This window comes from Methylobacterium sp. E-005, from assembly GCF_022829725.1.
In the GTDB taxonomy this organism is placed as follows: Bacteria; Pseudomonadota; Alphaproteobacteria; order Rhizobiales; family Beijerinckiaceae; genus Methylobacterium.
Genome location: NZ_JAKSYG010000217.1, coordinates 42,202 through 68,743, shown reverse-complemented (window position 1 = coordinate 68,743; position 26,542 = coordinate 42,202). Strand labels below are relative to the sequence as shown.

The following is a 26,542-nucleotide window of genomic DNA, read 5'->3' as shown; positions in this document are numbered from 1 at the left end:
ATGACCACGATCACCCCCTTCGCGGCCGGCGCCTATCTCACGACCCGGAACGCCTCGAACCTGACGGCGCTGAAGAACCAGCTGAACGACCTGTCGAATCAGGTCTCCAGCGGAAAGGTGGCGACGACCTATGGCGGTCTCGGCGCCGGACGCTCGACCGCGCTCAACGCACAGGCGATGCTGAGTGCGCTGACCGGATACGCGTCCGGCATCGGCGCCGCCCAGACGCGCACGGATCTCGCGGTAACCAGCCTGACACAGGTGGCGACGCTTGGTACGACCGCCCGCGACACGTTGAACAACGGCCTCCAGAGCGCCGCCGCGACGACCGTCTCGGGTCGCGCGACCGCGATGGCGGATCTGCAGACCGCCCTCGACACGCTGAACCAGTCGGCCGCGGGCAATTACCTGTTCGGCGGGGGCAACGCGACGACGCCTCCGGTGGCCGATGTCGGCTTGATCATCAACGGGACGACCAACCAGGACGGGAGCAAGAAGCTCGGCCTGCAGGGATACATCGCCGAGCAGGTCAAGGCGGATCTCGGGTCGGGGATGGGTCGCCTCGGGGTCACGCAGCCAACGAGCAACGCAGTAACCGTATCGGAGCCGAACGACGCAACCCGCGGAACGTTCGGCTTCACACTGAGCGGCGCCACGTCGTCAACGCCCTCGGTGCCGACGGCGATCGCCGCGACATCTGTCGCCGGTACGACCAGTACGCAGGGTCAGGTAAGTTTCACCGTGAACAGTCAGCCGGCCGTCGGCGACAGCATCACGGTCACGCTGCAAATGAACGATAAGGATAAGACCACGACGACACTGACGCTCACTGCGGTTTCCGGGACATCGGATCCCTCGGTGACGGGCACGGGGGCAACCTTCGCAATCGGCGCGGACAAGGACGCGACCGCCGACAACCTCAACACGGCCCTCAAGGGGGTCCTGTCGATGGCCGCCCAAACCACCCTGACGGCCAGCTCGACGGCGACCGCCGCGGAGAACTTCTTCAGCGGTTCGGCGAGCGCTGGTGTCTATCCCCTGCACATCGACACATCGAGCGGTCTACCCGCCTATGTCGCCGGGACGAAGGACAACACGGTGCTCTGGTACCAGGGCGAGGATTCGCAAACGCCGGCGATCGACACCCAGTCGGTTCAGATCAGCGCCGGTGCCAGCATCGGCACCGGGGCACGGGCGAACGATGGTTCGATCCAGAAGGTTCTCGCCGGCCTCGCCACGATGGCCTACGCCCTGCCGGCAACGACCGCCGGCGACGTCAACACCGCCTATCAGGCGGTGGTCGATCGGGCGGGAGGCTTACTGACCTCAGCCTATACAAGCCCCAGCGTTCAGGACACCGTCACCCAGCTGTCCCTGGCATCCGCGCGCCTCAAAAACGCCAGCTCCACCAACGCGGCGACTCAGAACACCGTGCAGAACACCCTGGACGGGATCGAGCAGGCCCCCACCGAGGAAGTCGTCGCCAAGCTCCTCGACGTTCAGAACCGGCTGCAGGCGAGCTACCAGATCACGGCCACGCTCTCGAAGCTCTCGCTGGTCAACTACATCAGCTGAGCCTGGTCCCCGCGCGCGATGTGCGATCACGGACCTTTGTGGTGAACTGGATCTTGATCCGGCCCCGCGATCATAGTCTTGCCGCTTTCCAGCGGTGAACCTCCGGTTGCGGATGCACCGTCTCGTCGCCGCTGGTCCGAGGAGAGGTCCGCATGTCGCTGTCCGAACCCGTCGCACTCGTCGGCCGTCTGGGCGGCGCATCGCGGATCGGCGCGATCGTGGTGGTCGAGCAGGCCATCGACGCGTACATCGCCGGTTATACGCGGCCGGATGACCGCGGCATCGCCCTGGACATTCTGCTGCGCGATTTTGCCCGCCTGCGCATCCTAGAGCCTGACCTCGACCCGTTCATCAGCGAGGTCGAAGGCTATATCGATCTCCTGCACCGACAGCTGTCACGTCTTGCCGCGTAATCCGCGCTGGCCGGGTTTGCCACTGGCGGTTCTTGCGATCCTGATCGCCGCGGACGCCGCGTCGGCCCGTGAGCTGGAACGGGCGCCCGCGGCCCCCGGTCCCATACCGTGCCCCGCGAAAGGTCCGGGTTTCGTCCGCCTGCCGGGCAGCGACAGCTGCGTCCGCGTCTCGGGCCGGGTTGCCGCCGGAATGGATCTGCGCGCCGGCCGAGCCCCCGCGGCGGCGCCGGCCATCGCCGGCCGCCTCGCCATCGACAACCGCACCGATACGGATCTTGGCGAGGTGCGGACCTTTCTGCGGTTCGGAAACGGCCGACGCTGAGGTCCACGGCCCAAGATCTAGAGGTTGCGCGACAGGACCAGCGGTCCGCTGCGCACGCCGCGGCCGTACGGGGAGGGCGCCGGGGCCTGCCGGCCGTAGCCCGCCGGCAACTGCGCCCGGCCGATCTCCTCCGCCAGCGACTTGATGAGGCTTTCCGACACCCCCCGCGCGCTGTCGAGCACTGTCTGGTTCGCCTCGACGGCGGCGGTGAAGCGCTTGTGCGCCGTCCGCAGCTGCTCGACACCCTGGGGATGGAAGCGCTTCAGGGCCACGGCATTCGCCTTGGCGACCTCGAGCCCCTGCATGTAGGCCGCCGCCAGCGCCGCCTTCGGCTCGGAGGCCGCGATGCCGTCCTGCAGCCGCCCGGCCCGGATATGGGCCGCCTCCTCGGCGAGCACCGCCTCCAGGGCGGCCATGTTGCCAAGCACCCCCGCGACCAGCGCCTCCGCGGTCACGCGGTCCGCCACGCGCAGCGGTTCAGCCCTTTGCATGGGTCGTTCCATCACTCGAAGCTCCCTGCATCTTCATGATCTCATGGAAGATCGAATCGGCAATGCCGACGCCGCCGCTCTTCACGATCTGTCCCGCGTATTCCTTGGTCAGCATCGAGCGGTAGACGCCACCGCCCGTGCCGTTCTCGCCCAGCGGGCCGTCGGTTCCCTCCGACTGGGTCAGCCGGTCGAGGCTCGATTCGAGGAACATCGACTCGAACTCCGTCGCGGTCTTCCAGGCCTTGGCCTTGCCGGCGGTCTTGATGATCCCGTCGACCGCGCTTCCGGCGGCCGCGGTCCCGACGCTGGCGGCGGCGTTGGCCGCTAGACTGGCGAGTGGCAGCATGGTTTGGGCCTCCTCTTATAGCTTCGTCACATCAGTTCGATTTCGGCCTGCAGGGCGCCGGCCGCCTTGATGGCCTGCAGGATCGAGATCAGGTCGCGGGGGCCGACGCCGAGGGCGTTGAGGCCGTCGACGAGCTCGCGCAGGCTCACGCCTTCCTTGACCACGGCCAGCTTGTTGCCCTCGCCGGTATCGACCTTCACGCCGGTGCGCGGCACCACGACGGTTCGGCCGTTTGAAAGCGGCGCCGGCTGGCTCACCTGCGGCTGCTCGGTGATGGTGATGGTGAGGTTGCCCTGCGCGATCGCCACCGTGGAAACGTGGACGTCGCGGCCCATCACGATGATGCCGGAGCGTTCGTCGACGATCACCCGGGCGGTCTGATCGGGCTCGACCTTGAGCTGCTCCACCTCGGTGATCAGCCGGATCATGTTGCCGTTATAGCGGGCCGGGATCTGGATCGTGACGGTGGCCGGGTCGGTGGGCTCGGCCGTGTCCGCGCCCATGAAGTCGTTGATCGCCGCCGCAATCCGCTTCGAGGTGGTAAAATCCGGGTTGCGCAGGGACAGGCGCAGGGATTTGGCGTCGTTCAGCTTGAAGGCGATCTCGCGCTCGATATTGGCGCCGTTGGAGATGCGGCCATTGGTGGGGACGCCGCGGGTGATCTTGGCGGCAGCGCCCTCGGCGGCGAAGCCCGCGATCGCCACCGACCCTTGCGCCAGGGCGTAGACCTCGCCGTCGGCGCCGAGGAGCGGCGTCACCAGCAGCGTGCCGCCCTGGAGCGACTTGGCGTCGCCGAGGGAGGAGACCGTCACGTCGATGCGGGTGCCCTGGGCGGCGAAGGGTGGCAGGCTCGCCGTCACCATGACGGCGGCGAGGTTCTGCGTGCGCATCGTCGCGCCGCGGGTGTTCACGCCGAGCCGTTCCAGCATCGCCTGCAGGGACTGCTTGGTGAACGGGATGTTGTTGAGCGTGTCGCCGGTGCCGTTGAGGCCGACGACGATGCCGTAGCCCACGAGCTGGTTCTGGCGCACCCCCTCGATGGAGGCGAGATCCTTCACACGCGACAGGGCGAGCGCTGGGCCGGAGAAGGCCGCGAGCAGCAGCGCCCCCGCGAAGACGCCGAGCAGGGATTGCAGGAGACTGAACGCGGGGCGCAGGCGCATGCCGAGGGTTTCGCGGGTAAACGGACCTGCCGTCCTCCTGCGAGCGCCGTGCCATCTGCGGCAGGCTGCCAAGCACCTCGCAGCATTGTCTTTTCACAGCCGGCCGGAATTCCGGTGGGCGCGTGGCGCCGGCACCGGACCTGCCTACCCGGCAGCTTCTGCCGCTCTGTTTACCCACGCTTAACCATCCGGGCCGACGTTGCGATGCGGCGCAGGGGTGCCAGGAGCAACGCGAACCGGATCATGCGCGTCGAGACTCGCCAGCCGATCCAGAACGCAGGCGGCGTGACGCCCTCCCGGCGGCCCGAGGGCGGCCCCGGCTTCAGCCTCGGCGCGGCTTCGAATCCCGCGTCCGGCGCCAACGCGCCCGCTGCGGCCGCCTCGCTGGCGGGCCTCGACGCGGTCCTCCTCCTTCAGGCCGAGAGCGAAACCCCACAGGAGCGGCGGCGACGCTCGGCCAAGCGCGGCCATGATCTCCTTGACGGCCTCGACCGGCTGAAGGCCGCCCTGCTCGGTGGTCGTGTGGCGCCGCAGGAGCTGCGCGCCATTGCGGGTCGATTGGCCGAGCGTTCCGGCCCGTCGGGCGATCCGCGCCTCGATGGGCTCATGGCTGAGATCGAGCTGCGTGCGGCGGTGGAACTCGCCAAGCTTGAACCGCGACGGGGCGCCTGACTACACCGCCCGCCGCTTCGGTCCGGTGGGCAGCATCTGCGGTTCGCCCGGGCCGGTCTCCACGCCGAGATCCGGCACCGCGATGATCGGGGCGCCACGCAGGTCCTTGCGGGTCACGATCGCGCCGCGCTCTTCGAGATAGGCCAACATGCGCCGGGCCCGGCCACCGGAGCTGGTGCCGTAAGCCTCGGCCAGCACGGCGTCGGTGGGGCAGGGCGCGCCCTCGATCGCCGCCCGGGCCACCACGAGGAACAGCCCGGCGAGGTCGTCCGGCAGGCCTGCCGCGATCTCCTGCGCGCGGACCCAGCCGGAATCATCGGCGACCGCGCCGCCCGCCTCGGCCCGGGCGACGGCCAGCCGCCGCTTGAATTCGGGCAGCCCCATCGTGTCGCCGCGCAGCCGTCGGATCCGGCATCGGACCGTGAAATCCTGATAGAGCGTCGCGGGCGTGCAGGCGGCGGCATCCGCATCCGCCAGAACCGACGCCAGGACTTCGGCGAGCGCCGCTTCCCGCGCCTCCGGAGCCATCGGCTCCTCGTCGGGCTCCTCCGCGGGCGCCGGCGGTCGGTAGTTCGCAAGCTGGACGAGCACGTCCGGCGCCGGGGCGGGACGCGGCTTCGGGCGCGGCGCGAACGGCACCGCGCTCTCCGTCGGGCTCGCTGTGAGGATGAGCGAGCGGGCATCCTCTGTTGCTTCCGGCAGGGGGACGAGCACCGGGGAGGAACTGCGACTCACCGTGACGGTCGGGCCGACCGCGATCGTGAGCGGCCGGCGGGACAGGGCCGGGCCCAACGCCACGAAATGCCCGCGCGGCAGATCGCGGAACGTCTCGGCTTGGCGGCGTTCGAGGCCGAGGAGATCGGCTGCGCGGGCCATGTCGATATCGAGGAAAGTCCGGCCCATCAGAAAGTTCGAGGCCTCGGCCGCGACGTTCTTGGCGAGCTTGGCCAGTCGCTGCGTAGCGATGATGCCGGCAAGCCCGCGCTTTCGCCCGCGGCACATCAGGTTGGTCATCGCGCCGAGCGAGAGGCGCCGCGCCTCGTCCGAGACTTCGCCGGCTGCCGCGGGGGCGAAGAGCTGCGCCTCGTCCACCGCCACCAGCATCGGATACCAATGGTCGCGGTCGGCATCGAACAGGCCGCCGAGGAACGCGGCTGCGGCCCGCATCTGCCCGTCCGCGTCGAGGTTCTCCAGCGACAGGACCACCGAGACCCGGTGGGTGCGCACCCGGGCGGCGATCCGCTGAAGGGCGACGTCGTCACCGTCCGCCTCCACGACCACGTGGCCGTAGCTTTCGGCAAGACTCGCGAAATCGCCCTCCGGATCGATGATTGCCTGCTGCACGAGGCCGGCACTCTGCTCCAGCAGCCGCCGGAGCAGGTGCGACTTGCCGGAGCCCGAATTGCCCTGGACCAGGAGCCGCGTGGCGAGCAGTTCGGTGAGGTCGAGGAGCGCGGGGCGCTCGCCGGTCAGGCCGAGATCGATGTCGGATCGCATGGCGCCTTGTAGCACGCCGCCGGCCCGCGCGCGTGTCCGCGGAGGCGCTGTCCACGCTTCCCAACAGATCTGCCACGCGGCCTTCGGCCTGGACCGGAGCGCTCAGGCCCTGTACGGCCACGCCCCTCCCAGACAGAATCCGGACCCACGACACGATGGCGGCCTGCGGCCTCGATTTCGGCACGTCGAACACCACCCTCGGGCATCTCGGCCCCGAAGGACCGACCCTGCTGCCGCTGGAAGGATCCCATCGGACGATTCCCAGCGCGATCTTCTTCGAACTCGGCCGGGAGCCGGTGATCGGCCGCGCCGCCACGGCCGCCTATGTCGAGGGTCACTCCGGGCGGCTGATGCGCGGCCTGAAATCGGTGCTCGGCACGCCGCTGATGGATGAGGCGACCCCGGTCGGCCGCCAGCGCCTGCGCCTGCGCGACATCATCGCCCGCTACCTCATGGAGGTGAAAGCGCGGGCCGAGGCGGCCAGCGGCCAGACGCTGGACACCGTGGTCCATGGCCGTCCGGTCCATTTCGTCGATGGTGACCCGGAGGCCGACCGACGTGCCGAGGACACGCTCCGTGAGATCGCCCGCGATGTCGGCTTCCGGGAGGTCGCATTCCAGTACGAGCCCATCGCCGCGGCCCTCGACTACGAGCGGCAGGTCCGGTCGGAAGAAATCGCCCTGGTGGCCGATATCGGCGGCGGGACCTCGGACTTCTCGATCGTGCGCCTGTCGCCGGAGCGCCGGGGAAAGCCTGACCGGGCCGGCGACATCCTGGCCAATGACGGCGTGCGCATCGGCGGCACCGATTTCGATCGGCAGCTCAGCCTCGGCACGGTCATGCCGCTCCTGGGCCTCGGCAGCCCGATGCGCCGGGGGGACCTCGCGGTGCCGAATGCCTATTATCACGACCTCGCGACATGGTCGGCGATCAACCGCCTCTACAATCCCAAGACCCTGCGCGAGATCGACGAGGTGATCCGCGACTGCGCCCGGCCCGATCTCGTCGGACGGTTGCACGCCGCGGTGGAAGGCGAGCGCGGCCATGCCCTGGCGGGGGCGGTGGAAGGCGCGAAGATTGCCGCGTCGGAGCGTGGCGAGGCCGACCTTGATCTCGACTTGATCGAGCGCGGGCTTGCGGCACGTCTCGATCGCGGGACGCTGGCCGATCAGACGAGTGACCTCGCCCGGGCCGTGGCGACAAGGATCGGCCGCTGCTTCGCGCAGGCCGAGCTGGCGGCGGAGCGAATCGACGCCCTGTTCCTCACCGGCGGCTCGACCGGCCTGCCGCATCTGCGCGCTGCGCTGACCGCGGTCCTGCCGTCCGCCCGGGTGGTGGAGGGCGACATCTTCGGCTCGGTCGGGTTGGGATTGACGATCGAGGCGGCGCGGCGTGGGGTGTGAATCGCTCAACCCCTCGGGGTTGAGCTGGCAACCTGCCACGGCTTCACGATTCGCACCCCGGTCGGCACGAAGTCGGCGCTGTTGCGGGTGACGGCCGTCATCGCATGCACCATGGCGGTCGCCGCGATGAGGGCATCCCGCCCCGGCCCTGGATCGGGCGCGTGCAACCCTGCGCAGCATAGGGCGCCTGCGGCGTCGACGGGGAGAACCCGTGCGGCGAATTCCGGCAGGATGTCGCTGTCCATCCACGTGCGCAACTCGGATACGTCGTTCGTGTCGAGCAGGAAGGTCACGAGACATCCGACGGTCGCGAACATCCGCCCGCACGCGGGCTATCGAGAGCGATATCGGAGAGGCCGGGGGCACGGGAGGGCCTCGACGATGTTCCGGCGCTGCCCGGCATCCCGCTCATACTTCTCAAGACTCGGGAGTACCTGTACGGGCGCGCCACGCCGCATGATGAAGACCGGTGTGCTCTCGGCAGCCTTCCGGGCATGGCGGGCATTCTGTTGAAACGCCCGGCTGGACAATGTGGTGACGGTCACGACCGCTTCTCCAGGAAGCAGCACCGCTGACGTCGGTTCACTGGAACGACCGGCCGTTGCCTGCCAAGCGCCGATTGACGGCTCGCCCCCGATCCCCGACAAGGCGGGCCGCTTCCGATCGGAGACATTGGCGGCCCATCCGGTTCGCCACCTCGCCCGATGCTGTTCAACTCCTTCGTCTTCCTCCTCGCCTTCCTGCCGGCCGCCCTGATCCTGCACGCCCTCGTGGCGCGGGCCGCGCCGGGCTGGCGCCTGCCGTTGCTCGTCGGCCTGTCCTTCGTGTTCTATGGCTGGTGGGACATCCGCTTCGTGCCGCTCCTCGCCGGCTCGATCCTGACGAATTGGTGCGTGGCGCGCCTCTACCGCCGCTGGCCTGGGCGCTGGCTGATCCCGGCAGCCATCGCCGCCAACCTCGCGCTCCTCGGCGTGTTCAAATATCTCGACTTTGCGGCCGACCTTGCCAACCTGATCCCAGGCCTGGAGGCCCCGCGGCTGGGTCTCGCCCTGCCGCTCGGCATCTCGTTCTTCACCTTCCATCACATCATGTATCTCGCCGACCTGCGGGCCGGTCGGGCGCCGGCCTTCGGGCTCGTGAAATACGCCCTCTACATCGCCTTCTTCCCGCAGGTTCTCGCCGGCCCGCTCGTGCGCTGGAGCGAGATCATGCACCAGTTCGAGGAGGCGCCCTATGCGCGGCCCGACGCCGCCGAGCGGTTCAGCCGCGGTCTGATGCTGCTGGCGGTCGGCCTCGCCAAGAAGGTGTTCCTTGGCGATCCGCTCGCGGCCTACGTGAACCCGGTGTTTCAGGCCGCCGCCGCCGGCAAGGCCGTCACGATCGCCGAGGCGTGGCAGGCCACGCTCGGCTTCACCTTCCAGATCTATTTCGATTTCTCCGGATACACCGACATGGCGCTCGGCATCGCGCTGCTGTTCGGCCTCGTGCTGCCGCAGAACTTCGACGCGCCTTATCGCGCTACGTCGCTGCGCGACTTCTGGCGGCGCTGGCACATGACCCTGTCGCGCTTCCTGCGCGACTACCTCTACATTCCGATGGGTGGAAACCGGCACGGGCTGACGCGGCAGGTCGGGGCGCTCGCCGCCACCATGACGCTGGGCGGCCTCTGGCATGGGGCCGGCCCGACCTTCCTGGTCTGGGGTGGGCTGCACGGGATCGGACTCGGGGCCGGCGTGCTGGCACGACGCGCGCGAATCGCGATCCCGGCGCCGGTCGGCTGGCTGCTGACCAGCCTGTTCGTGATGCTGACCTGGGTGATGTTCCGCGCGACGAGTTTTGACGCCGCGCTCATCGTGTTCAAGGGCCTGTTCGGGTTCGCCCCGAAGGGGTCGGGTTTCAAGTGGCGCACGATCGCGGTCGCCGCCCTCGTGGCCACGGTCGGGCCGACGGCCTGGGACGCGGTCCACCGGCTGCCGCCCCGGCGCTGGCTCGCCTTCGGCTTCGCGCTCCTGTTCGTCCTCGTCCTGCTGAAAATCGGCGACGATGCGAACTACGAGTTCATCTACTTCCAGTTCTGAGGATGACGGCAACCCCACGCAGCCCAAACCGGACCTGGCGCGGCTTCGCCCGCCTCCTGCTGCTGTCGGTGGCCGGCATCTTCGTGGCCTATCTGGCCCTCGCGGTGCTGGTCGATCCCTACGACACGGGCCGCTCGACGCTGCTGTCCCGCGGTGCCGTCCGGCCGCAGGGCCCGCGCACCGCCTCGGCCGTGCGCGGGCGCGATCCCGCTTACACGGGGGCGGTGATCGGCAATTCGCACATCCAGCTCATCGAGCCGGCGGCGCTGACCCGGCTCACCGGCATCCCGTTCGTCCAGCTCTCGGTGCCGGCGACCGGCCCCATGGAGCAATTCGCGGTGCTCGACTGGTATCTGCAGCACCATGCCCGGCCCGCCGCCCTCGTGCTCTCGGCCGACGCCTTCTGGTGCGCGGACGAGCCCACCTTCCCGAGCGAGCACGGGTTTCCCTTCTGGCTGCTCGGAGACTGGCCCGACTACCTCAAGGGACTCATCCGCTTCCCGGCCGCGCAGGAGACGATTAACCGCCTTGGCTGGCTGCTGAATCCGCACCACAAGACGGCTGCGGCCGACGGCTGGTGGGATTACGAGCGCAACTACCTGAGCCAGGGCTTCGGCATCGACCCTGCCAAGAAGGCGGCCCTGGAGAAGCCCGTCGGGCCCGCGCCGGAACCGCACCACGGCGGCCCGTTCCCGATCGCCGGCCGGTTGCGCGCTGAACTCGGTCGGGTGCCGGCGCAGACGCCGGTGGTGGTCGTGTTTCCCCCGGTCTATGCGAGATCCGAGCCCCCGGCCGGCAGCCCCCGGGCTGTGGCAGAGGCCGCCTGCCGCTCAGAGGTCCGTGCTGCGCTGGCAACGCACCCATTGAGCACGGTGGTGGATTGGCGCGACGGGCGCCCCCAGTCAGCCAATCCCGATCTGTTTTTCGATCAAACCCACTACCGGCTGCCGCTCGCCCGAAGTCTGACGACGGAACTCGCCGACGCGATTGTTCGCCTCCGGACACAGCTGACAAAGTAAATGCTCTGTACCGTGACCGGATTGCCGCACGCGGCAGTGCGGTGACGACGCTTTAGAGGCGTCGGTCCAGGGCGCGTTGTCGTGGTAGACCACCTCGACTATACGGCACCTCACGTTATCGCCGCGCACCGGCCATCCCCTGGTGGGCGGCTCGATTCCAGCGAGGGTGACGCATGGCGAAGGTGACGCTGGAGGACGGCTACGTCCCGTCCGACGACGAGCCCTTCATGAACGACCGGCAGCGCGAGTATTTCCGGCGCAAGTTGCTGAGCTGGAAGAACGACATCCTGCGCGAGGCGCAGGATACCCTGGTCGCGCTCCAGAGCGAGAACGAGAACCATCCCGACCTCGCCGACCGGGCCTCGTCGGAGACAGACCGGGCGATCGAGCTGCGGGCGCGGGACCGCCAGCGCAAGCTCACCGGTAAGATCGACGCGGCGCTCGCCCGGCTGGAGGACGGCTCCTACGGCTTCTGCGAGGAGACCGGCGAGCCGATCTCCCTTCGTCGCCTCGATGCGCGGCCGATCGCGACCCTGTCGTTGGAAGCCCAGGAGCGGCATGAACGGCGCGAGCGGGTCTATCGGGACGATTGAGGCCGCTGCCCTCGGCGCATGACCTGTTGCAGATGGGCACTGCCTGTCGGGCGTGACGCTCGTCCGTGCGTCACGCGGGAAACTCGGGCACCAGTCGGAAGCGGGCGCCCATTCTCATCGGAGAGGCTTCAATCCGATCGTCTCACTGCGTCAGACGGAGCGCGCCGATGCTCGCCTGAATCTTCTGGAAGGCGGAGATCAGGTCGTTGGAGTTGTTCGCGATGAAGAATTGGCTTGCCGACGAGGCGCAGTTCTTCAGCAGCGTCTGACCCGCCGAATCGATCGGGTCGGTCGGGATGCTGAAACCGATCGTGTAGATCGAGATATTGACCGCCTTCGCATTGGTGCAGGCCGTCGCAGTCAGTGCATCGAGGGCGGCCCGGGCGCTGTTGGAGTCCGAGACGTTCTGGTAGGGCGCCGGCGGCATACGCGGATTGGCGCTCGACTGGTTGGCGTTCTGAAAATAGCCGGCGGCGAAATACAGCGATCCGGTCGGGGCGTTCGGGTTGGCCGTCCAGCTGTTCGTACCGTCGGTCATCAGAATAATGATCTTGTTGATCGAAGAGGCATTCGACGAACTGGACGTCGCCGTATAGCTGGCCGGTGGGCTTGTGGCTGGATTGATGGATGCGTAGGCGCTTGAGAAGACACTCTTCGGCGAGAGCGTCCGCCAGCCCCACATGAGCCCCTCGAAGATGTTGGTCGATCCGAGCGGCGCCATGTTGTTGATGAGGGTCTTGAGCGCCGTCTGATCGGTGGTCAGCGGCAGGAGCGGCTGCGTCGTGCAACCGAAATTCGGGCCGTTCGGAATTCCGACGTAGGTGCTGGATGTGGCGTTGAGCGGGATCACGTACTTGCACGCCCGGCCCAACGAGGCATCGTACGACAGGGATTTGTTGATCGCGCACGATCCGTAATTGGTGCTGTTGTCGTCGTCGATGTAGCTGTTGTACGAGTAATACGTACCGGTGCTGTCGGTGTAGCCGCGATACGTGCTGCTCGCATCGCCCGGCTCGTCGGGTGCGAAGAGCGGGACGTAGTAGGAATCCTTATTTCCGGAGGTCGGGGCGCTGTCCTGGGTGTTCAGGGGGTAGGGTAGCATTTCGAGGCATCCGCCCCAGCCCCAGCTGCTGTTGCCGCTGCTGCTCTTGAGCTTCCTGAAGATGTCGAACCGGCTCGTGAAATTCGATCCGCTCGGCGAGAGCACGTTGGTCCAGTGCAGGCTCGATTGCCCGTTCTGATCGATCCAGCTGGCGTTCTGATAGGTCGTCGGATTTACCGCCACGGCCCCGGCAAAGGGTACGATCGAGATCCGGGTGGCGCTGCTGAACGAGCTGTTGGTGTAGACATAATTGACGAAGTTCGTCGCCGCCTGCTGCACCGCCTGCAGCTTCGATTGTCCGCCGCTCGATTCAGCCATCGAGCCGGTGTTGTCGAGCACGAGCGCGATCTCGAAGGTCTTCGGAAGCGGCGTGGCGCATTGCGATGTGGCGCCTGGATTGATGCGGGTGGTTCCGGTCAGCTTCCCGAAGAAGGTCGTCGACACCTTATGAGCGGTCAGGGTGATCTGGCGCGGGTTGCTGGTGATGGTCAGCGGATCGACCACGAGATTTGTTGTGCCCATGGCGCCGGTCATCGTCGTCTGGGCCAGGGTGTTCAGGTCGGCCGACGTCGCGGTCGATGGCGTCTGGCAGAGCAGCAGCGCCGTCGAATCCGTCGCGGCCTGGAGCTTCGTCTCGAGGCGGGTCGCGAAGCCGTAGTCGATGGCCGCACCGCCCATCATCAGCATCGGTATGCTGAGAAAGGCGAACAGCAGCGCCACGTTGCCGCGACGATCCCGCGCGAGGCGGCGGATGCGCTTACGGAGTCGAGCCATCACACGCCGCCGCGTTCGTGCCGGGCAACACCACTTCGGTGTAGATGTTGTTCCCGTAGGTTTTCCCGCCCCGTGTCGGCCACGGCGCGATGCTCGAGAAGGTGATCGTGCCGCTTAAGCCCTTGGCGAGCTTCACAAGGGCGCTGCCGATCATCGGCGTATAGCTGATGCTGACCTCGGCCAGGACGTAGCGCATGCCCACAGTCTGATAGCCGGGCGGCACCGTGAGGCCGCTCGCCAGACCGGTGCTGCGGGCAACGGCGTTGCCATTGGCGTAGCTCGAGCAGACGGTCGGGATCGTGGTCGACCCCGTGACGCCGACGCCCATCGCGCTGACCACGATCTTCACGGCGCCGGTGTTGAACGGGCGCATGACCGCGGTCGCCGAGGCGAAGATATCACTCATCACGGTCGTCGCGACCGGGTTCTTCGCATCACCCTGCGCGGTCAGATCGGCGACGGTGCGGGCGAGCAGCGTCAGCTTGCGCCACTCGTCGATGGCATGTGCCAGCTCCGTCATACCGGCCCAGATCGCCAGCAGGACCGGCAGGATGACGGCGAACTCGACCGCGGCCGTGGCGCGGCGGTCGCGCCGCAGATGCCGAGCTTTGCGGGCGAGGCGGCTCAACACGGGGGCGTGCCCCCGCTGGTTTGATACGGTTCCGTGCGGAACACGGCGGTCGACATCAGCAGGCTCGATCCGGCTTCGCTTCCCGTCGTGAATTTCCGGGTGCTGAGGCCCATGAGATTGAAGAACGTCGGGAATTGCACGGCCGCGGTCACGATGACGATCGTGCCGGGCGCGGCGCAGGCGTATCGCGTGCCGAAATTGGTATCCCAGGTCCCCGTGGTCGTGTTGACCGGGGTCGAAGGCGCGGCGTCCGAGAATGTGCTGGCCGTCGCCACATCGATCTTCACCGCTTGGCAGTTGAAGATGTTGACGATGGTGGCGTTGGCCGGCCCGCACATCGTCGTCTTGAGGGCTGCCAGGAGCTTGGACGGGTCGGTCTGCCCCACATTCGCCTGCTGGAATTGCCCGGTGAAGATTGTGCGGACGGCATTCTGCAGGGCTCGATCGAAGTTCTGCGTAGCCCAGATCTGGAACGCCACCTGAAAGATCGCCCCGCACAACGCGAGGAAGGGCAGCGACACCAGGGCGAACTCCACCGCCGCCGCCCCATCGGCGTCGCGGCGGAGACGCGCCAGATGTCGACCGAACGTCCTGTGGCTGCCGAGAAACATTGGTGCTTGGTCGTTCATCCCGGGCGAATTACGAGGACAATACGCGCTACAAGTTGCGTAGAAGCGAGCTTTTACCAAAGACTTAATTCGCTTATTCAGACCCTGCCGGTCCGACGTTTATTTCGACGCTGCCGGGTCCGTCACACCGCATGGTGCGGGTATGCGCCTGCGATTGACGCCCTGGCGGCCTGCACCACTTCTCTGCTCAGGCTGAGCCGGAGATCCCCATGAAGTTGCCTCTGACCGCGATCGTGTCTGGCGCGATCGCGGTGCTGGCGCTCGCCGGCTGTGACGCGGCGAAGCCCGGGCCCGCCGGCCCGCCCGGCCCCAAGGGCGATCAGGGGCCGCCCGGCCCGCAGGGAACAGCCGGCCTGAACGGGGCGACGGGTGAACGCGGCCCTTCGGGCGAACGGGGCCCGGCCGGCCCCGCGGGGGCTTCAGGCCCGGCCGTGAACAGCCAGATCCGGCTGGATGTGGCGTGCCGCCGCGACGAAGAGTTGATCGGCGCCTATTGCCGAGGCATGGCGGTCCTGCCGTCCGTCACCGTCACGGATGGCGTTGCCACGGTCGGCTGCCTCGACATGATCGCGAAGGCCGCCAAAGATGCCCAGCCTGTCGCGGTCTGCATGAAGAAGCCGTGATGAGAGCCCTGGTCCCCGCTTTTCTGACCGCGCTGGTCTCGACCGCCGCTTGCGCGCAATCGGTCGTGCCGAGCGAGCGCGCGGCGATCGACCTCGTGCGCGACCGCCGCACCACCGGGTTCGCCACCGTGGCTCAGACCCTCGCCTACGCCGAGCGCGTGACCGGCGGAGCCTTCAGCCTCGGCGGCTATCGCGTCGATTATCGCCCGGAGGCGCCCTTCGCGCGGGTGCGGATCTGCTACCGGCTGGGGATCGATCCGCCGGCCTGCGGGCTCGCCTACCGGGTCGCCGTCAATCCACCCCATGTCGAGCCGTCCGACCGCTACGATGGCCTCACCCGCGATCTCGAACACGGGCCGCGCGCCTTCTTGCGGGCATTGGCCCGCGAGGTCGACCTTCAGCATCAACCCGCGATCCTGCGGAAGATCCAGGCGGCGCTGGATCCATACAACCCTTACGACTGGCGCTAAGAGTCAAAGCAGCCGCGGCCAGCGCAGCAGCCGCTCCGGCGCGAAGGCCGCCACCGGCACCGTCGGGTTCCGGCCGGTGGCGAGATCGGCCACGATCTCACCGGTGATCGGGCCGGTGGAGAGGCCGATATGGCCGTGGCCGAAGGCGAAGAACAATCCCTCGTGTCGGGGCGCCGGGCCGATCACCGGCATCCCGTCCGGCGTCGAGGGACGGGACCCGAGCCACGGCTCGTTGTCGAGGGTGCCGCCCAACCTGAGGGTCCCGGCGGCCTCCTGGCAGGCTGCTTCGATCTGGGTATGATCGGGGGCGGCGTGCCGGGCGTTGAGTTCTACGCCTGATAGAACGCGCACGCGATGGTCTCCCATCGGCGACAGGATCGAGCCGGCGCCGGTGTCGAGCACCGGCCGGGTCAGCGGCGGGCTCTCCGGGTGCAGGGCGTAGTGACGGTGATAGCCGCGCTCAGCCGCCACCGCGAAGCGATAGCCCAGCATCCGCGCGATCGCCCCCGAGGCGGCGCCCGCCGCCAGCACCACTTGACGGGCCCGGACGGCGCCGGCGTCCAGATCGACACGCCAACCGTCGGAATCCGGTGCGAGCCGCGCGACGCTGCCGCGCAGGCGGCGTCCCCCGAGCCCGGAAAACAGTGTCTCGCAGGCCTCGACGAGGCGGCCCGGCTCGCGCACGGAGCCGGTTTCGGTGAGCAGCATCGCTTTGGCGTAGGGCCGCACCAGGGCCGGCTCCAGATCGCGCAGGGCCGCCGTATCGAGGATGTCGAAGGCCAGGCCATGCCCGGCCAGGATCTCGCGTTCCAGGGCCGCAGCCGCGAAGGCCGCTTCGGTGCGGTAGGCCTTCAGCCACCCGGTCCGCTGCAGCCGCTCGGTCGTGCCGGCGCGGGCCGCGAGGCGCTCATGCGCCGGGTAGGCGGCACTCGTCAGGGGCAGCAGCGCTTCCGCGGCGCGACGCCACCGGGCGGTGCGGGCGCTCGCCAGGAAATGCGCCGCGTAGGGCAGGATCCGCGGCAGATGCTTGTAGTTCAAACGCAGGCCCCGGTCGGCGTTGCGCAGGTAGGCCGGGAGCTTACCCCACAGGGCCGGGCTCGACATCGGGAGGATCGAGCCCCGGCTGATCACGCCGGCATTGCCGTAGGAGGTACGAGCCCGGGCCTCGCCGGGGTCGCACAGGACCACGTCGAGGCCACGATCCCTGAGCGCGATCGCGCTGGCAAGGCCCACCATCCCGCCGCCGATCACCACGATATCGGCCGTCTCGTCCGTCGCCATCGAACCGTGTCCCGCGCCGCGTCAAGCCGAGCCTTCTGACCGGTTTCCACGACCCTGGGTAGCGACTTCCCGGTGGGCCGCCATGAGCCGGACGGGCAGCAAAGGCTGTGAAGTCCTGCGCCCATCGGGCCGAAGATCGGGTATGGAGCGGATCATGACCCTCGTCCGCTTCGCCCCGTCACCGACCGGCTACCTCCATATCGGCAATGCCCGGCCGGCTCTTCTGAACGCGCTGTTCGCCCGCAGGACCGGCGGCCGTTTCCTGCTGCGCCTCGACGACACCGATGCGGAGCGCTCGACCGAGACCTTCGCCCAGGCGATCCAAGAAGATCTCGCGTGGCTCGGCATCGAGCCCGACCTCTTCGCCCGGCAGAGTGACCGGAAGGCGGAGCACGACGCCGCGGCCGATCGCCTGCGCGCGGCAGGACGGCTCTATCCCTGCTACGAGACGCAGGAGGAACTGGAGCGCCGTCGCAGGCGCCAACTCGGACGCGGCCAGCCGCCGATCTACGATCGGGCTTCCCTCAAGCTCACCGGCGAGGAGCGCGCCGCCCTCGAGGCGGAGGGCCGCCGGCCGCACTGGCGCTTCCTGCTGGAGGCCCGGACCGTCACCTGGGACGACCTCGTGCGCGGGCCGGCCCATGTCGATTGCGCGTCCCTGTCCGACCCGGTGCTGATCCGCGCCGATGGCAGCTACCTCTACACGCTGCCCTCCGTGGTGGATGATGCCGATCTCGGCATCACCCACGTGATCCGGGGCGAGGACCATGTCACCAACACCGGCGTGCAGGTGCAGATCTTCGAGGCGCTGGGCGCCGCCGTGCCGATCTTCGGCCATCACAACCTGCTCACCACCGCGGACGGGGAGGGACTCTCGAAGCGCCTCGGCCACCTGTCGCTGCGCGGATTGCGCGAGGCCGGCTACGAGCCCGCTGCGGTGCGCTCGCTCGCCGTGCTCACGGGCTCTGCCGAAGCCGTGCGGGCGGTGGCCGATCTCGACACGCTGGCCGGCCTGATCGACCTCGCCGAGATTTCGCGGGCGCCGGCGCGGTTCGATACGGCGGAGCTCGATGGGCTCAACGCGCGCCTTGTCCACGCCATGCCGTATGCGGAGGTGGCCGACCGTCTGGCGGCGCTCGGCGTTGCGGCGGATCGCGCGGAGCCGTTCTGGTTGGCGGTGCAGGCCAATCTCACCAAAGTCGCCGAGGCGGCCGAGTGGTGGCGGGTCGTCGCCGGTCCGGTCGAGCCGGTCCTGACCGAGCCTCCGGTTATCGAGGCGGCTCGAGAAAGCCTGCCGCCGGAACCGTTCGGCCCCGAGACCTGGAAGGCGTGGACGACCGAGATCCGGACTCGCACCGGGGCGAAGGGCCGGGGCCTGTTCATGCCACTCCGGCTCGCCCTCACCGGGCTGGAGCACGGGCCCGACCTCGCTGGCCTTCTGCCGTTGATCGGTCGCGAACGCGTCGTGCGGCGGCTGGCAGGCGAGGCGGCGTGAGCTACTCCGCTTCAGCCGCTTCCAGCCGTGTGGCCAGCAATTTGTCGACGCGTCGTCCGTCGAGATCCACCACCTCGAACCGCCAGCCTGCGATCGTGCAGGTCTCGCCGGTCTCCGGAAGGCGCTGGAGCGTCGCAATAACGAGACCGGCGGCGGTGGCGTAATCGCGCGATGGCGGGAGCCTCAGGCCCAGTTGGTCGGCCAGTTCGTCAGCCGGCATCGAGCCCGCGATCAGCCAGGAGCCGTCCGATCGGCGCACCGCGTCGGGCTCTGTCTGCTCGGAGGGGAACGCACCTGCGATGGCATCGAGGATGTCGGCGGGCGTCACAAGCCCGTCGAAATGGCCGTACTCGTCGTGGACCAGCGCCATCGGCACGGGCGCGTTACGCAGGACGTTCAGGGCATCGAGCGCGTCGAGCGTGTCGGGCAAGACCGGTGCGCGCCGCAGATGCGCGCGCATGTCGAGGGGGTCACCCCGCGACAGGGGACCGATCAGATCGCGTACCTGAAGCACGCCGATCATCGCGTCGGGGCCGCCCTCGGCGACCGGCAGCCTCGCATGGGTGCTCGTCAGCACCCGGGCCCGGATGGTTTCGGGATCATCGGCGAGGTCGATCCAAACCACATCCGTGCGCGGAGTCATGACGCCGCGAACCAGCCGGTCGCCGAGCCGCAGAACGCCGGAGATCATCGCCCGCTCGTCCCCTTCGATCACGCCGGCCGTCTCCGCCTCGGCCACGAGGCTGCGGATCTCCTCCTCGGTGACCGCGCTGGCGCTCTCGGTCTCCTGGCCGATCAGGCGGAACACGGCGCGGGTCGAGGCGTCGAGCAGCCAGACGGCGGGGAGCGCCACCTTCGAGACCACACGCATACCGGGCGCCACCGCGCAGGCGATGCCCTCGGGATTGCGCAGGGCGATATGCTTAGGCACCAATTCGCCGATGATCACCGACAGGTAGGTGATCACGCCGATCACGAGGCTGTAGCCCAGCGTGTCGGCCCAACCCCGCGGCAGGCCAAGATCGATCAGGATCACCGCCAGCCGGTCGCCCAGCGCAGCGCCCGAGACCACGCCCGACAGGATGCCGATCAGCGTGATGCCGATCTGTACGGTCGACAGGAAGCGCCCTGGCTCCTCGGCCAGCGCCAGCGCGGCTTTCGCGCCGGCGCGACGCTCCGCGGCCAGCGCCCGCAACCGGCTCTTGCGCGCCGAGACGAGGGCCAGCTCCGAGAGGGAGAACACGCCGTTCAGCACGATCAGCACGACGACGGTGATAAGCTCGATCAGGCCGGATCATCGAGCCGTGGTCCCGCTGGGCGGGGTCGGCTCCCTCTGGTTGCGCGGGAATGCAACATGGGAGCATGGCACCCCCGTCGCAACAGCCAAGCCCCGGTTCAGCGCGGGCGCGCCTCGATCAGCGCCGAATCGAGCAGGAAGCTGCCATCGGGCTCGATGCGGAAATGCCCCACGACCTCGGCGGCAGCTGCGGCCTGCAGCGCCCGGATCGCCGCGACATGGGTCGGCGGCGTGCGCATGCGGGCGATCCAGCTCGTGAATTCCATGCGCGGGCGGCTCGCCAGGACGGCGCCGGGCGTGAAGCCTGCAGCCTCCAGCATGGCGCGCCATTCCGAGAGCCGGTAATCGCGCACGTGGGAGGGATCCCGCAGCAGTTCCACGGCCTGGAGGTGCGTGTCCAGCAGCGGATCCTCCGGTGCAATTGCGTCGCAGGCGACGAGCAGGCCGTTGGGCTTCAACACCCGCCGGGCCTCCGCGAGGGCGGCCGGCACGTCGCGCCAATGATGGGCGCTGAACCGGGTGAGCACCGCGTCGAAGCTCGCATCCGCGAAGGGCAACGTCTCGGCGGCACCGTGGCGCGTCTCGATCCGGTCGAGCCCGCGTCGGCTGGCCTCGGCAGCGACGGCGCTGAGCATCGCGGCCGAGAGATCGTAGGCGGTGACCACCGCGCCGGCCGCAGCCGCCGCGAAGGCGACATGGCCGCCGCCGCAGCCGAGATCGAGCGCCCGCGCTGCGGGGAGCGCGCGAACCAGGGTGCCGATTCGGTCGAGATCGGCACCGCCCGCATGGACTGCGCTCGTCACATAGGCGGCGGCCTGCGCTCCGAACTGGTCGACGACGTGGTTGGCGTGGCTGCGCCCGGTCATGGATCTATCCCCAAATCAGGCCCGCAGGGGCTCCAGGCGGGATAGCCGCAGCGCCACGGCCAGCGCCAGCCCGTAGAGGCCGCCCACGAACAGCACCACGCCGGTCCAGCCCCAATGAGCGAAGAACCAGCCGCCGGCCGTGCCGAGTACTGAAGAGCCCAGATAGTACAGGCCCAGGTAGATCGAGGAAGCCTGAGCCCGGTCGCGCCGCGCCCGCCGGCCAACCCAGCTGCTCGCGACCGAGTGTGCTCCGAAGAAGCCCACCGTCATCACCACGATCCCAAGAACAATCAGCAGGATGCGATCGGACAGGGTCATGAGGATCCCGGCGAGACCCAGCGCCGTGGCGAGCCAGAGCACCCGCCGCCGGCCGTACCGGCTCGCGAGTTCACCGGCGACGGGGCTGCTCACCATCCCGGCGAGGTAGACGGAAAAGATCAGCCCGATCACCGTCTGGCTGAGCGAGAAGGGCGGATCGAGCAGGCGAAAGCCGATGTAGTTGTAGACGCAGACGAACCCACCCATCAGCAGGAACGCCTCAACGAACAGCCAGGGCAGGCCGGCATCCTTGAAATGGTGGCCGAAGCTGCCCGGCACCTCGCCCCACGCCATCCGGCGGGCCGTGAAGCTGCGCGATGGCGGCAGCCAGCGGTAGAAGGCAAGGGCCGCGACCAGCGCCAGCACACCGATGGTCGCCAGCCCGATCCGCCAGCCGACATGGTCGGCCATGACTCCGCTGATCAGCCGGCCGGACATGCCGCCGAGCGCGTTGCCGCCGACGAGCAGGCCCATGGATAAGCCGATGGCCTGCGCGTCCATCTCCTCGGCAAGATAAGCCATGGCGACAGCGGGCAGGCCGCTCGCCGTGAGCCCGGTCAGGGCGCGCAGGGCCAGGAAGCCGTGCCAGCCCGGGACGATGGACGCCACGATCGTGAGCAGCGCGGAGGCCAGCAGCGAGGCCAGCATCACCGGCTTGCGGCCCCAGATCTCGGATAGGGGGCTGACGACCAAGAGCGCCACCGCCAGCAGACCGCAGGGCAGCGACAAAGCGAGGCTGCTCTCGGCGGGAGAGACGTGAAAATCGGCGGCGTAGATCGGCAGCAGGGGCTGCACCGCGTAGAGCACCGCGAAGGTCGAGAACCCCGCGGCCGCCAGTGCCAGCGCCGTGCGTCGGAAAACCGGCGTGCCCGATCGGATCAGCCGCCCGTCCGTTTCGGTATCCATCGCCGTCCCGAGCAACCGTCCCCACGCGGTGGTGCGATGATGCGGCAGACCCGTCAACCGCCGCGCAGGGTCTCCCTGCGCGGCGATGGTATCAGCGCGGCGGAGGCGGGGGTGGTGCGACCTGTCCCTGACCTTGCTGGAGCAGTGGCGTGATCCGCTGGACCACGACGCGGCGGTTCTCCCGCGACGGGCCCTGCGTGTTCACCTTGAGGTACTGCTCACCGTAGCCCTGGGTCGTCAGGTTCTCCGGCGGCACCTGGAACTGCTGCGTGAGGACGGTCGCGACCGATTGGGCACGCCGGTCCGAGAGGGAGAGGTTGTCGATCGCAGAGCCGACCGCGTCCGTGAAGCCCTCGATCAGGAACACTTCCAGAGGATTGGCCCGGATGGCGCGGTTCATCGCGGCGGCGATCACCGACAGCTTCTGCGCCTGGTCTGGCGTCACCGTGAACGAGCCCGTTTCGAAGGTGATCGTGTTGATGTCGATCGAACGCATCCGGGCGCGGAGATCCGGGCTGTAGCGGATCTGATCGAGCGTGTAGCGACGATCGACGGCGACCACCGGCGGCGCCGTCAGCGCCGCGTAGACCTCACCCTCATCCGCCTGTGCATAATCCACGATGTAGCGGTCCGGCGGGATCCGGATATCCGGAGGCGGGAGCACCACCACGTCCTCGTAGATCGGCCGGATCGGACCCGCATAGGTGTTGTCGATCAGCACGAGCTCGCGGCCGTCGCGATACCGGAGATATCGGCGCAGCATCCGCCCGTCATCGCCGGTCACGGTGACGACCTGCTCGCCGCCGGGCCGGTCGAGGTAGCTGTAGAAGTCGGCGCCTTGCTGCACGGAGCGGTAGCCACGCGGGTCGAGGTAGCGGAAGCGCTCATTCTCGTCGTGACGGATCAGGTAGGTGTCGCGGTCGCGCACGATGATGCGCCCGGGTTCCCGATAGTAGGTCCGACCGTCCTCGTTATACTCGCGCCGGTCGCGCACCACCTGCTCGAAGCTCCGAACGTTGTCATCCTGCCGGAAACCGCCCGGCACGTATCCCGGCTGGCCGGGCGCGCTGAATGCGCCGTTGCCGGCTCCCGTGCCGGGGCCGCCCGTTTGGCCCGGCGCCTGGAATGGACGCCCTGGAACGCCCGGTGCCATGTTGGGCGGCAGGGGGCGGCCCGGTTGCGCGCCGGGGCCGGCGTTGGGCTGCGGCCGACCATCGGGCTGGACGTCCTGGCGCTCAAACGGCCGCCCCGGCACGCCGGGGGCCATGTTGGGCGGAGCGGGACGGCCCGGCTCCGCGCCGGGTCCACCCTCTGGTCGAGGACGGTCGGTGGGCTGCACATCCTGGCGCTGAAGATTATGGCGCTGAAGATCCTGGCGCTGAAGATCCTGGCGCTGCAGATTCTGACGGGGCGTCGGCCGTTCCGGTGCTCCCGGCGCCGCGTCGGGCGGTGCGGGACGGCCGGGCTCGCCGCCTGCCGGGCCAGGGCCCGGCTGCGGACGGCGATCGCGCTGGTTCTCGGGGCGCTGATCGAGCCGACCCGGGCCGCCCTGCGGGGCGGTCGGGCGATCCGCATCGGGGGCGCGGCGGTCACGCTCGGGTGTTTGTGGCGGCGGTGCGGCTGGCCGTTCGCCGCCTGGCCGGGGCTGGGCACCGGGACCACCGTTCCGGTCAGGAGCGGGTCGATTGAGCTGACGATCCTCGCGGTCGGGCTGACGATCCTGTCGATCGGGACGGGCATCCGGCGGCCGCTGTCCCTGACGCTCCGGCCGCTGCTCCTGACGGTCGGGCCGGGGATCCGGACGTGCATCCGGCCGTTCCTGGTTCGGCGGACGCGGTGCCTGCGGTTCGGGGCGGCGCTCGGGCGCGCGCTCCCGCTGCGGCGGCTCGGCTTGGCGTTGGGCCGGGGGTTCCGGACGCTCCCGCGGCGGTGGTGCGGCCCGTTCCGGGCGCGGCTCCGGCCGCTCGCGGCCCGCCGGCGGCCCGGGGGGAGGGCCAGGCCTTTCCTGCGGTGGGTGTTCCGGCCGCGGGCCGCCATGCGGAGGCTCGCCACCCCGGGGCCCACGGTCTTCCGGGCCGCCCTGCGCCAGCAGGATCCGCCCTGGCGACGCGTCGGCTGGCTGAAGGGACATCAGCGCCGGCAGAACAGTGCCGGTCAAGAGAAGCAGTCGCAGTAGCCGCATCAAGGCCTCGTGTCGGTTCAGGCCGAGCCGAACACGGAACGCCGCGAATGGTTCCTCGCGCTCGTGCGCTACGGCGTCAGACGCTGGGGAACGGCGATCACGTTCGGGGCAATGATGCGCACGGCCACGTGATCAGGCTTCACGGAGCCGGTCGGCGTGTCCTCCGGACCGCCCCTGCTCCTGTTGGCGTCGGCGCCCTCGACCTCGCCCCTGGCTCCAACTCCGGCGCGTCCGGCGGCGTCGGCGGCCAGTTCCGCCGCGGTCCGGTCGGCCCGGCCGACCAGCGTCAGCCGCACCTTCGGGCGCGAGAGGGCCTCGGCCTGCATCGGCGTCACGAAGATGTCGCCCTTGTGCCGGACCAGCATGCTCTCGGCCTTGACCAGCGATTGCGCCCAGGTCTTGCCCTCGGGCTTGCAGGAACAGTTCGGGACGAATTCCTTGCGGAATTTGAAGGCGTTGGCGAGGCTCGTATAGGCGCGGCTGCCCTTCACCGTGGCGGCGTGCTTCAGGGCATCGTCGCCGTAGGGCATCGAATAGGCCTGCGCCTCGGCGCCGGGGCAGAGCGCCTGACACATCTCGTCCGCGCCGCCGCGCCCTTCGGGCAGGTTGCGCATCGGGAAGAAGCCGCCGTCGCAGGTCCGCACGCAGACCATCTGCGGGCCGCCCAGGGCGTAGGACTCGCCGCTCGCCGCATAGGTTTCCCGCGCCGGGCAGGTGGAGGCGACGAGGCTCTGCAGCTCGCGCCTGCGCGTCCCACTATCGTCGAGCACGGCGCCGCCATAGGTCGCCTTGAGGGCGCGGATCCGCTGCTCCACGGCGCCGCATTGCGGCGGGCGGGTATCGAAGAACAGGAACTTTTCCGTGCAGTTGAGACCGCGGTAATAGGCCTCGAGCCGGCCGATCTCGTCGTTGAGCGCCCGCGTCGTGCTGGCGCCGGTCTGAAGCGATGCGAGCTCGGCCCGGTAGCGTCGGCACTGGGGCGAGGGCACCTGCGGCGCCGGCCGACCCTCGGCGGCCTGCAGCTCCGTCGGCGTTTCCTGCGCGTTGGCCTGCACCTTGAAGGCGCTGATGAGTCCGAGGGCGAGGGCCGCGCTCAGGATGACGCGGCCGAGCGAACGGACGATCGGACGGTGAGGCATAGGCTGCATCGCGTTGGCCGGGTACGCTCCGCTCCGAAGAGGCCGGGCGGCGCGCATCCGCGCTTCGGGGCCGAAGCATCACGATCCTACGCCCCCTCGCAGGACGGCGACACCCCTCCTACATCCTATCCGCAAGCTTGAGGGGGAATTGGCCGGCGATGTGGTTTCGGAGTCTCACCTATGTTGGCGTTCTGGCGCTTGGGCTGGCTGCAGCCGCACCCGTCGTGGCCCAGGAGCCGGACCGGATCTTCGACAAATCGACGGTCTGGCGCCCGCTGACGCCGAACGACAAGCTGGTCGTCTACGGCATCGACGATCCGGCGGTGGCAGGCGTGGCGTGCTGGTACACGCAGCCCGAGAAGGGCGGGATCAAGGGCACGCTGGGTCTGGCCGAGGATGTCTCGGACATCTCGCTGGCCTGCCGTCAGACCGGGCCGGTCGCCTTCAAGGGCAAGCTGAGCCAGGGCGAGGTGGTGTTCAGCGAGCGGCGCTCGCTGATCTTCAAGTCGATGCAGATCGTTCGCGGGTGCGACGCACGGCGCAACACGCTGATCTACATGGTCTATTCCGACAAGGTCATCCAAGGCTCGCCGAAGAACTCGACCTCGGCGGTGCCGATCGCCCCCTGGGGAACCGACCCGGCGCCAAAATGTGCCGACGCCATGAAATAGGGCCGGCGCGGCCGGTCAGTCCTGGCAGGTGATGCGGATCGGCCGCTCGATCGGCGCCGGGACCGGCTGGCTGATGGCGCCTGTATATTCGTCGGCGGCGGCGACGCCGTAGGAATTGGCGGCCGCGTAGCCCTGGGCTTCGCACCACGCGTTGGCGACGACCTGGCCGCAGCTGCTTCCAGGCGTCGTCAGGCACTCGCCCACGCCGTAGCCATCGCTCGACGGGATGAGGAACGTCTTCTCGACGTGGCTCGGCGCCTTCGCGGGCGTCTCTCCGTCGCTGCCAGCCAGCGCTGTATGCGCGAGGCCGGCGGTGGCGAGGGCGGTGGCGAGGGCGAGGATACCGGCGGCCGAGCGTCGCATTGAGGGTCCTTGAGAACAGGAACTGCGGCGTGAGGTTCGTAGCCCGGACGGTCCGACGGCGCGGTTAAGGAAGACTTACCCGCGAGGCGCAGAGGCCTTCTCGAATTCCTCACGCTTTTGGGTTAGCCCCATCGCGCGCGCCGCGCCGTCGCGGCGATGCAACAGAATGCCGTGGCGGCATCGTCCGCCGTGCCACGTTTCGGCCGTTCTTGGCTGCGGGCGA

General features: G+C 69.0%; 27 protein-coding genes. 12 read left to right on the top strand and 15 right to left on the bottom strand.

Annotated features, from left to right (window positions below; translation table 11 throughout):
• The 3 genes from MKK88_RS25705 to MKK88_RS33955 all read left to right on the top strand — a co-directional run bounded on the left by MKK88_RS25705 (position 1) and on the right by MKK88_RS33955 (position 2,310).
• Complete coding sequence (locus MKK88_RS25705; RefSeq protein ID WP_244004841.1) at positions 1–1,575, top strand: flagellin; 1,575 nt, start codon at positions 1–3, stop codon at positions 1,573–1,575.
• A 152-nt stretch (positions 1,576–1,727) separates the two neighbouring features.
• The gene (locus MKK88_RS25700; protein WP_244004839.1) at positions 1,728–1,988 is read left to right on the top strand and encodes a hypothetical protein; all 261 of its coding nucleotides are present in this window, start codon (positions 1,728–1,730) and stop codon (positions 1,986–1,988) included.
• 190 nt (positions 1,989–2,178) lie between these two features.
• Entirely contained in the window at positions 2,179–2,310 is a 132-nt protein-coding gene (locus tag MKK88_RS33955; RefSeq protein ID WP_279602535.1) for a hypothetical protein, read from the top strand.
• 17 nt (positions 2,311–2,327) lie between these two features.
• Here MKK88_RS33955 and MKK88_RS25695 read toward each other — a convergent pair whose 3' ends face one another.
• From MKK88_RS25695 to MKK88_RS25685, 3 genes are read right to left on the bottom strand one after another with little or no spacing between them, the layout of a single operon-like run.
• Positions 2,328–2,801, bottom strand: coding sequence for a hypothetical protein (locus MKK88_RS25695; protein WP_244004837.1), 474 nt, complete (start codon positions 2,799–2,801; stop codon positions 2,328–2,330).
• On the bottom strand, positions 2,788–3,147 hold the full coding sequence (locus MKK88_RS25690) for a rod-binding protein (RefSeq protein WP_244004835.1): 360 nt from the start codon (positions 3,145–3,147) through the stop codon (positions 2,788–2,790). The genes MKK88_RS25695 and MKK88_RS25690 overlap by 14 nt, the downstream gene beginning before the upstream one ends.
• 26 nt (positions 3,148–3,173) lie before the next feature.
• Positions 3,174–4,310 carry a flagellar basal body P-ring protein FlgI gene (locus MKK88_RS25685; protein WP_244004833.1) on the bottom strand — a complete coding sequence of 379 codons (1,137 nt, stop codon included), beginning with the start codon at positions 4,308–4,310 and terminating at the stop codon, positions 3,174–3,176.
• Between the two features lie 243 nt (positions 4,311–4,553).
• Here MKK88_RS25685 and MKK88_RS25680 point away from each other — a divergent pair, with 243 nt between their 5' ends.
• The gene (locus MKK88_RS25680) at positions 4,554–4,982 is read left to right on the top strand and encodes a flagellar assembly protein FliX (protein ID WP_244004832.1); all 429 of its coding nucleotides are present in this window, start codon (positions 4,554–4,556) and stop codon (positions 4,980–4,982) included.
• Here MKK88_RS25680 and MKK88_RS25675 read toward each other — a convergent pair whose 3' ends face one another.
• Positions 4,983–6,479, bottom strand: a complete 1,497-nt coding sequence (locus MKK88_RS25675; protein WP_244004830.1) for an ATP-binding protein — start codon at positions 6,477–6,479, stop codon at positions 4,983–4,985.
• A gap of 155 nt (positions 6,480–6,634) precedes the next feature.
• On the opposite strand from MKK88_RS25675, the gene MKK88_RS25670 reads away from it, so the two are divergent.
• On the top strand, positions 6,635–7,882 hold the full coding sequence (locus MKK88_RS25670; protein ID WP_244004828.1) for an Hsp70 family protein: 1,248 nt from the start codon (positions 6,635–6,637) through the stop codon (positions 7,880–7,882).
• Between the two features lie 5 nt (positions 7,883–7,887).
• Here the strand turns inward: MKK88_RS25670 and MKK88_RS25665 are convergent, their stop codons facing one another.
• Positions 7,888–8,175 (bottom strand): hypothetical protein, encoded by a 288-nt coding sequence (locus MKK88_RS25665; protein WP_244004825.1) that lies wholly within the window; start codon positions 8,173–8,175, stop codon positions 7,888–7,890.
• 411 nt (positions 8,176–8,586) lie between these two features.
• Between MKK88_RS25665 and MKK88_RS25660 the strand changes: the two genes are divergently transcribed.
• The 3 genes from MKK88_RS25660 to dksA all read left to right on the top strand — a co-directional run bounded on the left by MKK88_RS25660 (position 8,587) and on the right by dksA (position 11,572).
• Positions 8,587–9,960, top strand: a complete 1,374-nt coding sequence (locus MKK88_RS25660) for an MBOAT family O-acyltransferase (protein WP_244004824.1) — start codon at positions 8,587–8,589, stop codon at positions 9,958–9,960.
• A 2-nt stretch (positions 9,961–9,962) separates the two neighbouring features.
• Entirely contained in the window at positions 9,963–10,979 is a 1,017-nt protein-coding gene (locus MKK88_RS25655; protein ID WP_244004822.1) for a hypothetical protein, read from the top strand.
• A 173-nt stretch (positions 10,980–11,152) separates the two neighbouring features.
• Positions 11,153–11,572, top strand: a complete 420-nt coding sequence (gene dksA, locus MKK88_RS25650; protein WP_010683819.1) for an RNA polymerase-binding protein DksA — start codon at positions 11,153–11,155, stop codon at positions 11,570–11,572.
• 142 nt (positions 11,573–11,714) lie between these two features.
• Here dksA and MKK88_RS25645 read toward each other — a convergent pair whose 3' ends face one another.
• The 3 genes from MKK88_RS25645 to MKK88_RS25635 are packed head-to-tail and all read right to left on the bottom strand — an operon-like array spanning position 11,715 to position 14,690.
• Positions 11,715–13,448 (bottom strand): pilus assembly protein TadG-related protein, encoded by a 1,734-nt coding sequence (locus MKK88_RS25645; RefSeq protein ID WP_244004820.1) that lies wholly within the window; start codon positions 13,446–13,448, stop codon positions 11,715–11,717.
• Entirely contained in the window at positions 13,432–14,079 is a 648-nt protein-coding gene (locus tag MKK88_RS25640; RefSeq protein ID WP_244004818.1) for a TadE/TadG family type IV pilus assembly protein, read from the bottom strand. Before MKK88_RS25640 ends, MKK88_RS25645 begins: the two co-directional genes overlap by 17 nt.
• Positions 14,073–14,690, bottom strand: a complete 618-nt coding sequence (locus MKK88_RS25635) for a TadE/TadG family type IV pilus assembly protein (protein ID WP_244004816.1) — start codon at positions 14,688–14,690, stop codon at positions 14,073–14,075. The genes MKK88_RS25640 and MKK88_RS25635 overlap by 7 nt, the downstream gene beginning before the upstream one ends.
• 227 nt (positions 14,691–14,917) lie before the next feature.
• Here MKK88_RS25635 and MKK88_RS25630 point away from each other — a divergent pair, with 227 nt between their 5' ends.
• A complete protein-coding gene (locus MKK88_RS25630) occupies positions 14,918–15,331 on the top strand; it encodes a collagen-like protein (protein ID WP_244004814.1) in 414 nt (137 codons plus the stop codon).
• Positions 15,331–15,801, top strand: a complete 471-nt coding sequence (locus MKK88_RS25625; RefSeq protein ID WP_244004812.1) for a hypothetical protein — start codon at positions 15,331–15,333, stop codon at positions 15,799–15,801. The genes MKK88_RS25630 and MKK88_RS25625 overlap by 1 nt, the downstream gene beginning before the upstream one ends.
• Before the next feature lie 3 nt (positions 15,802–15,804).
• On the opposite strand, the gene MKK88_RS25620 is transcribed toward MKK88_RS25625, so the two are convergent.
• Positions 15,805–17,082 (bottom strand): NAD(P)/FAD-dependent oxidoreductase, encoded by a 1,278-nt coding sequence (locus MKK88_RS25620; RefSeq protein WP_244004810.1) that lies wholly within the window; start codon positions 17,080–17,082, stop codon positions 15,805–15,807.
• A 154-nt stretch (positions 17,083–17,236) separates the two neighbouring features.
• Here MKK88_RS25620 and gltX point away from each other — a divergent pair, with 154 nt between their 5' ends.
• Positions 17,237–18,577, top strand: a complete 1,341-nt coding sequence (gltX, locus tag MKK88_RS25615; RefSeq protein WP_244004808.1) for a glutamate--tRNA ligase — start codon at positions 17,237–17,239, stop codon at positions 18,575–18,577.
• 1 nt (position 18,578) lies between these two features.
• Here the strand turns inward: gltX and MKK88_RS25610 are convergent, their stop codons facing one another.
• The 5 genes from MKK88_RS25610 to MKK88_RS25590 form a co-directional block, all read right to left on the bottom strand.
• Positions 18,579–19,865 (bottom strand): hemolysin family protein, encoded by a 1,287-nt coding sequence (locus MKK88_RS25610; RefSeq protein WP_244004939.1) that lies wholly within the window; start codon positions 19,863–19,865, stop codon positions 18,579–18,581.
• Between the two features lie 107 nt (positions 19,866–19,972).
• Positions 19,973–20,740, bottom strand: coding sequence for a class I SAM-dependent methyltransferase (locus MKK88_RS25605; protein ID WP_244004806.1), 768 nt, complete (start codon positions 20,738–20,740; stop codon positions 19,973–19,975).
• Between the two features lie 15 nt (positions 20,741–20,755).
• Positions 20,756–21,964 (bottom strand): MFS transporter, encoded by a 1,209-nt coding sequence (locus tag MKK88_RS25600; RefSeq protein WP_244004804.1) that lies wholly within the window; start codon positions 21,962–21,964, stop codon positions 20,756–20,758.
• A 91-nt stretch (positions 21,965–22,055) separates the two neighbouring features.
• Positions 22,056–24,146, bottom strand: a complete 2,091-nt coding sequence (locus MKK88_RS34330) for an OmpA family protein (RefSeq protein WP_244004802.1) — start codon at positions 24,144–24,146, stop codon at positions 22,056–22,058.
• A gap of 68 nt (positions 24,147–24,214) precedes the next feature.
• Complete coding sequence (locus MKK88_RS25590) at positions 24,215–25,285, bottom strand: DUF2865 domain-containing protein (protein ID WP_244004799.1); 1,071 nt, start codon at positions 25,283–25,285, stop codon at positions 24,215–24,217.
• A 158-nt stretch (positions 25,286–25,443) separates the two neighbouring features.
• Here MKK88_RS25590 and MKK88_RS25585 point away from each other — a divergent pair, with 158 nt between their 5' ends.
• Positions 25,444–25,956 (top strand): CreA family protein, encoded by a 513-nt coding sequence (locus MKK88_RS25585; RefSeq protein ID WP_244004797.1) that lies wholly within the window; start codon positions 25,444–25,446, stop codon positions 25,954–25,956.
• Between the two features lie 15 nt (positions 25,957–25,971).
• On the opposite strand, the gene MKK88_RS25580 is transcribed toward MKK88_RS25585, so the two are convergent.
• The gene (locus tag MKK88_RS25580; RefSeq protein ID WP_244004795.1) at positions 25,972–26,319 is read right to left on the bottom strand and encodes a hypothetical protein; all 348 of its coding nucleotides are present in this window, start codon (positions 26,317–26,319) and stop codon (positions 25,972–25,974) included.
• Positions 26,320–26,542: the final 223 nt, after the last annotated feature.

Bases quoted from the DNA above. Each gene is read 5' to 3' on its own strand.
- MKK88_RS25705 (WP_244004841.1), top strand. From the start codon at position 1: ATGACCACGATCACCCCCTTCGCGGCCGGCGCCTATCTCACGACCCGG.
- MKK88_RS25700 (WP_244004839.1), top strand. From the start codon at position 1,728: ATGTCGCTGTCCGAACCCGTCGCACTCGTCGGCCGTCTGGGCGGCGCA.
- MKK88_RS33955 (WP_279602535.1), top strand. From the start codon at position 2,179: ATGGATCTGCGCGCCGGCCGAGCCCCCGCGGCGGCGCCGGCCATCGCC.
- MKK88_RS25695 (WP_244004837.1), bottom strand. From the start codon at position 2,801: ATGCAAAGGGCTGAACCGCTGCGCGTGGCGGACCGCGTGACCGCGGAG.
- MKK88_RS25690 (WP_244004835.1), bottom strand. From the start codon at position 3,147: ATGCTGCCACTCGCCAGTCTAGCGGCCAACGCCGCCGCCAGCGTCGGG.
- MKK88_RS25685 (WP_244004833.1), bottom strand. From the start codon at position 4,310: ATGCGCCTGCGCCCCGCGTTCAGTCTCCTGCAATCCCTGCTCGGCGTC.
- MKK88_RS25680 (WP_244004832.1), top strand. From the start codon at position 4,554: ATGCGCGTCGAGACTCGCCAGCCGATCCAGAACGCAGGCGGCGTGACG.
- MKK88_RS25675 (WP_244004830.1), bottom strand. From the start codon at position 6,479: ATGCGATCCGACATCGATCTCGGCCTGACCGGCGAGCGCCCCGCGCTC.
- MKK88_RS25670 (WP_244004828.1), top strand. From the start codon at position 6,635: ATGGCGGCCTGCGGCCTCGATTTCGGCACGTCGAACACCACCCTCGGG.
- MKK88_RS25660 (WP_244004824.1), top strand. From the start codon at position 8,587: ATGCTGTTCAACTCCTTCGTCTTCCTCCTCGCCTTCCTGCCGGCCGCC.
- MKK88_RS25655 (WP_244004822.1), top strand. From the start codon at position 9,963: ATGACGGCAACCCCACGCAGCCCAAACCGGACCTGGCGCGGCTTCGCC.
- dksA (WP_010683819.1), top strand. From the start codon at position 11,153: ATGGCGAAGGTGACGCTGGAGGACGGCTACGTCCCGTCCGACGACGAG.
- MKK88_RS25645 (WP_244004820.1), bottom strand. From the start codon at position 13,448: ATGGCTCGACTCCGTAAGCGCATCCGCCGCCTCGCGCGGGATCGTCGC.
- MKK88_RS25635 (WP_244004816.1), bottom strand. From the start codon at position 14,690: ATGTTTCTCGGCAGCCACAGGACGTTCGGTCGACATCTGGCGCGTCTC.
- MKK88_RS25630 (WP_244004814.1), top strand. From the start codon at position 14,918: ATGAAGTTGCCTCTGACCGCGATCGTGTCTGGCGCGATCGCGGTGCTG.
- MKK88_RS25625 (WP_244004812.1), top strand. From the start codon at position 15,331: ATGAGAGCCCTGGTCCCCGCTTTTCTGACCGCGCTGGTCTCGACCGCC.
- MKK88_RS25620 (WP_244004810.1), bottom strand. From the start codon at position 17,082: ATGGCGACGGACGAGACGGCCGATATCGTGGTGATCGGCGGCGGGATG.
- gltX (WP_244004808.1), top strand. From the start codon at position 17,237: ATGACCCTCGTCCGCTTCGCCCCGTCACCGACCGGCTACCTCCATATC.
- MKK88_RS25605 (WP_244004806.1), bottom strand. From the start codon at position 20,740: ATGACCGGGCGCAGCCACGCCAACCACGTCGTCGACCAGTTCGGAGCG.
- MKK88_RS25600 (WP_244004804.1), bottom strand. From the start codon at position 21,964: ATGGATACCGAAACGGACGGGCGGCTGATCCGATCGGGCACGCCGGTT.
- MKK88_RS34330 (WP_244004802.1), bottom strand. From the start codon at position 24,146: ATGCGGCTACTGCGACTGCTTCTCTTGACCGGCACTGTTCTGCCGGCG.
- MKK88_RS25590 (WP_244004799.1), bottom strand. From the start codon at position 25,285: ATGCCTCACCGTCCGATCGTCCGTTCGCTCGGCCGCGTCATCCTGAGC.
- MKK88_RS25585 (WP_244004797.1), top strand. From the start codon at position 25,444: ATGTGGTTTCGGAGTCTCACCTATGTTGGCGTTCTGGCGCTTGGGCTG.
- MKK88_RS25580 (WP_244004795.1), bottom strand. From the start codon at position 26,319: ATGCGACGCTCGGCCGCCGGTATCCTCGCCCTCGCCACCGCCCTCGCC.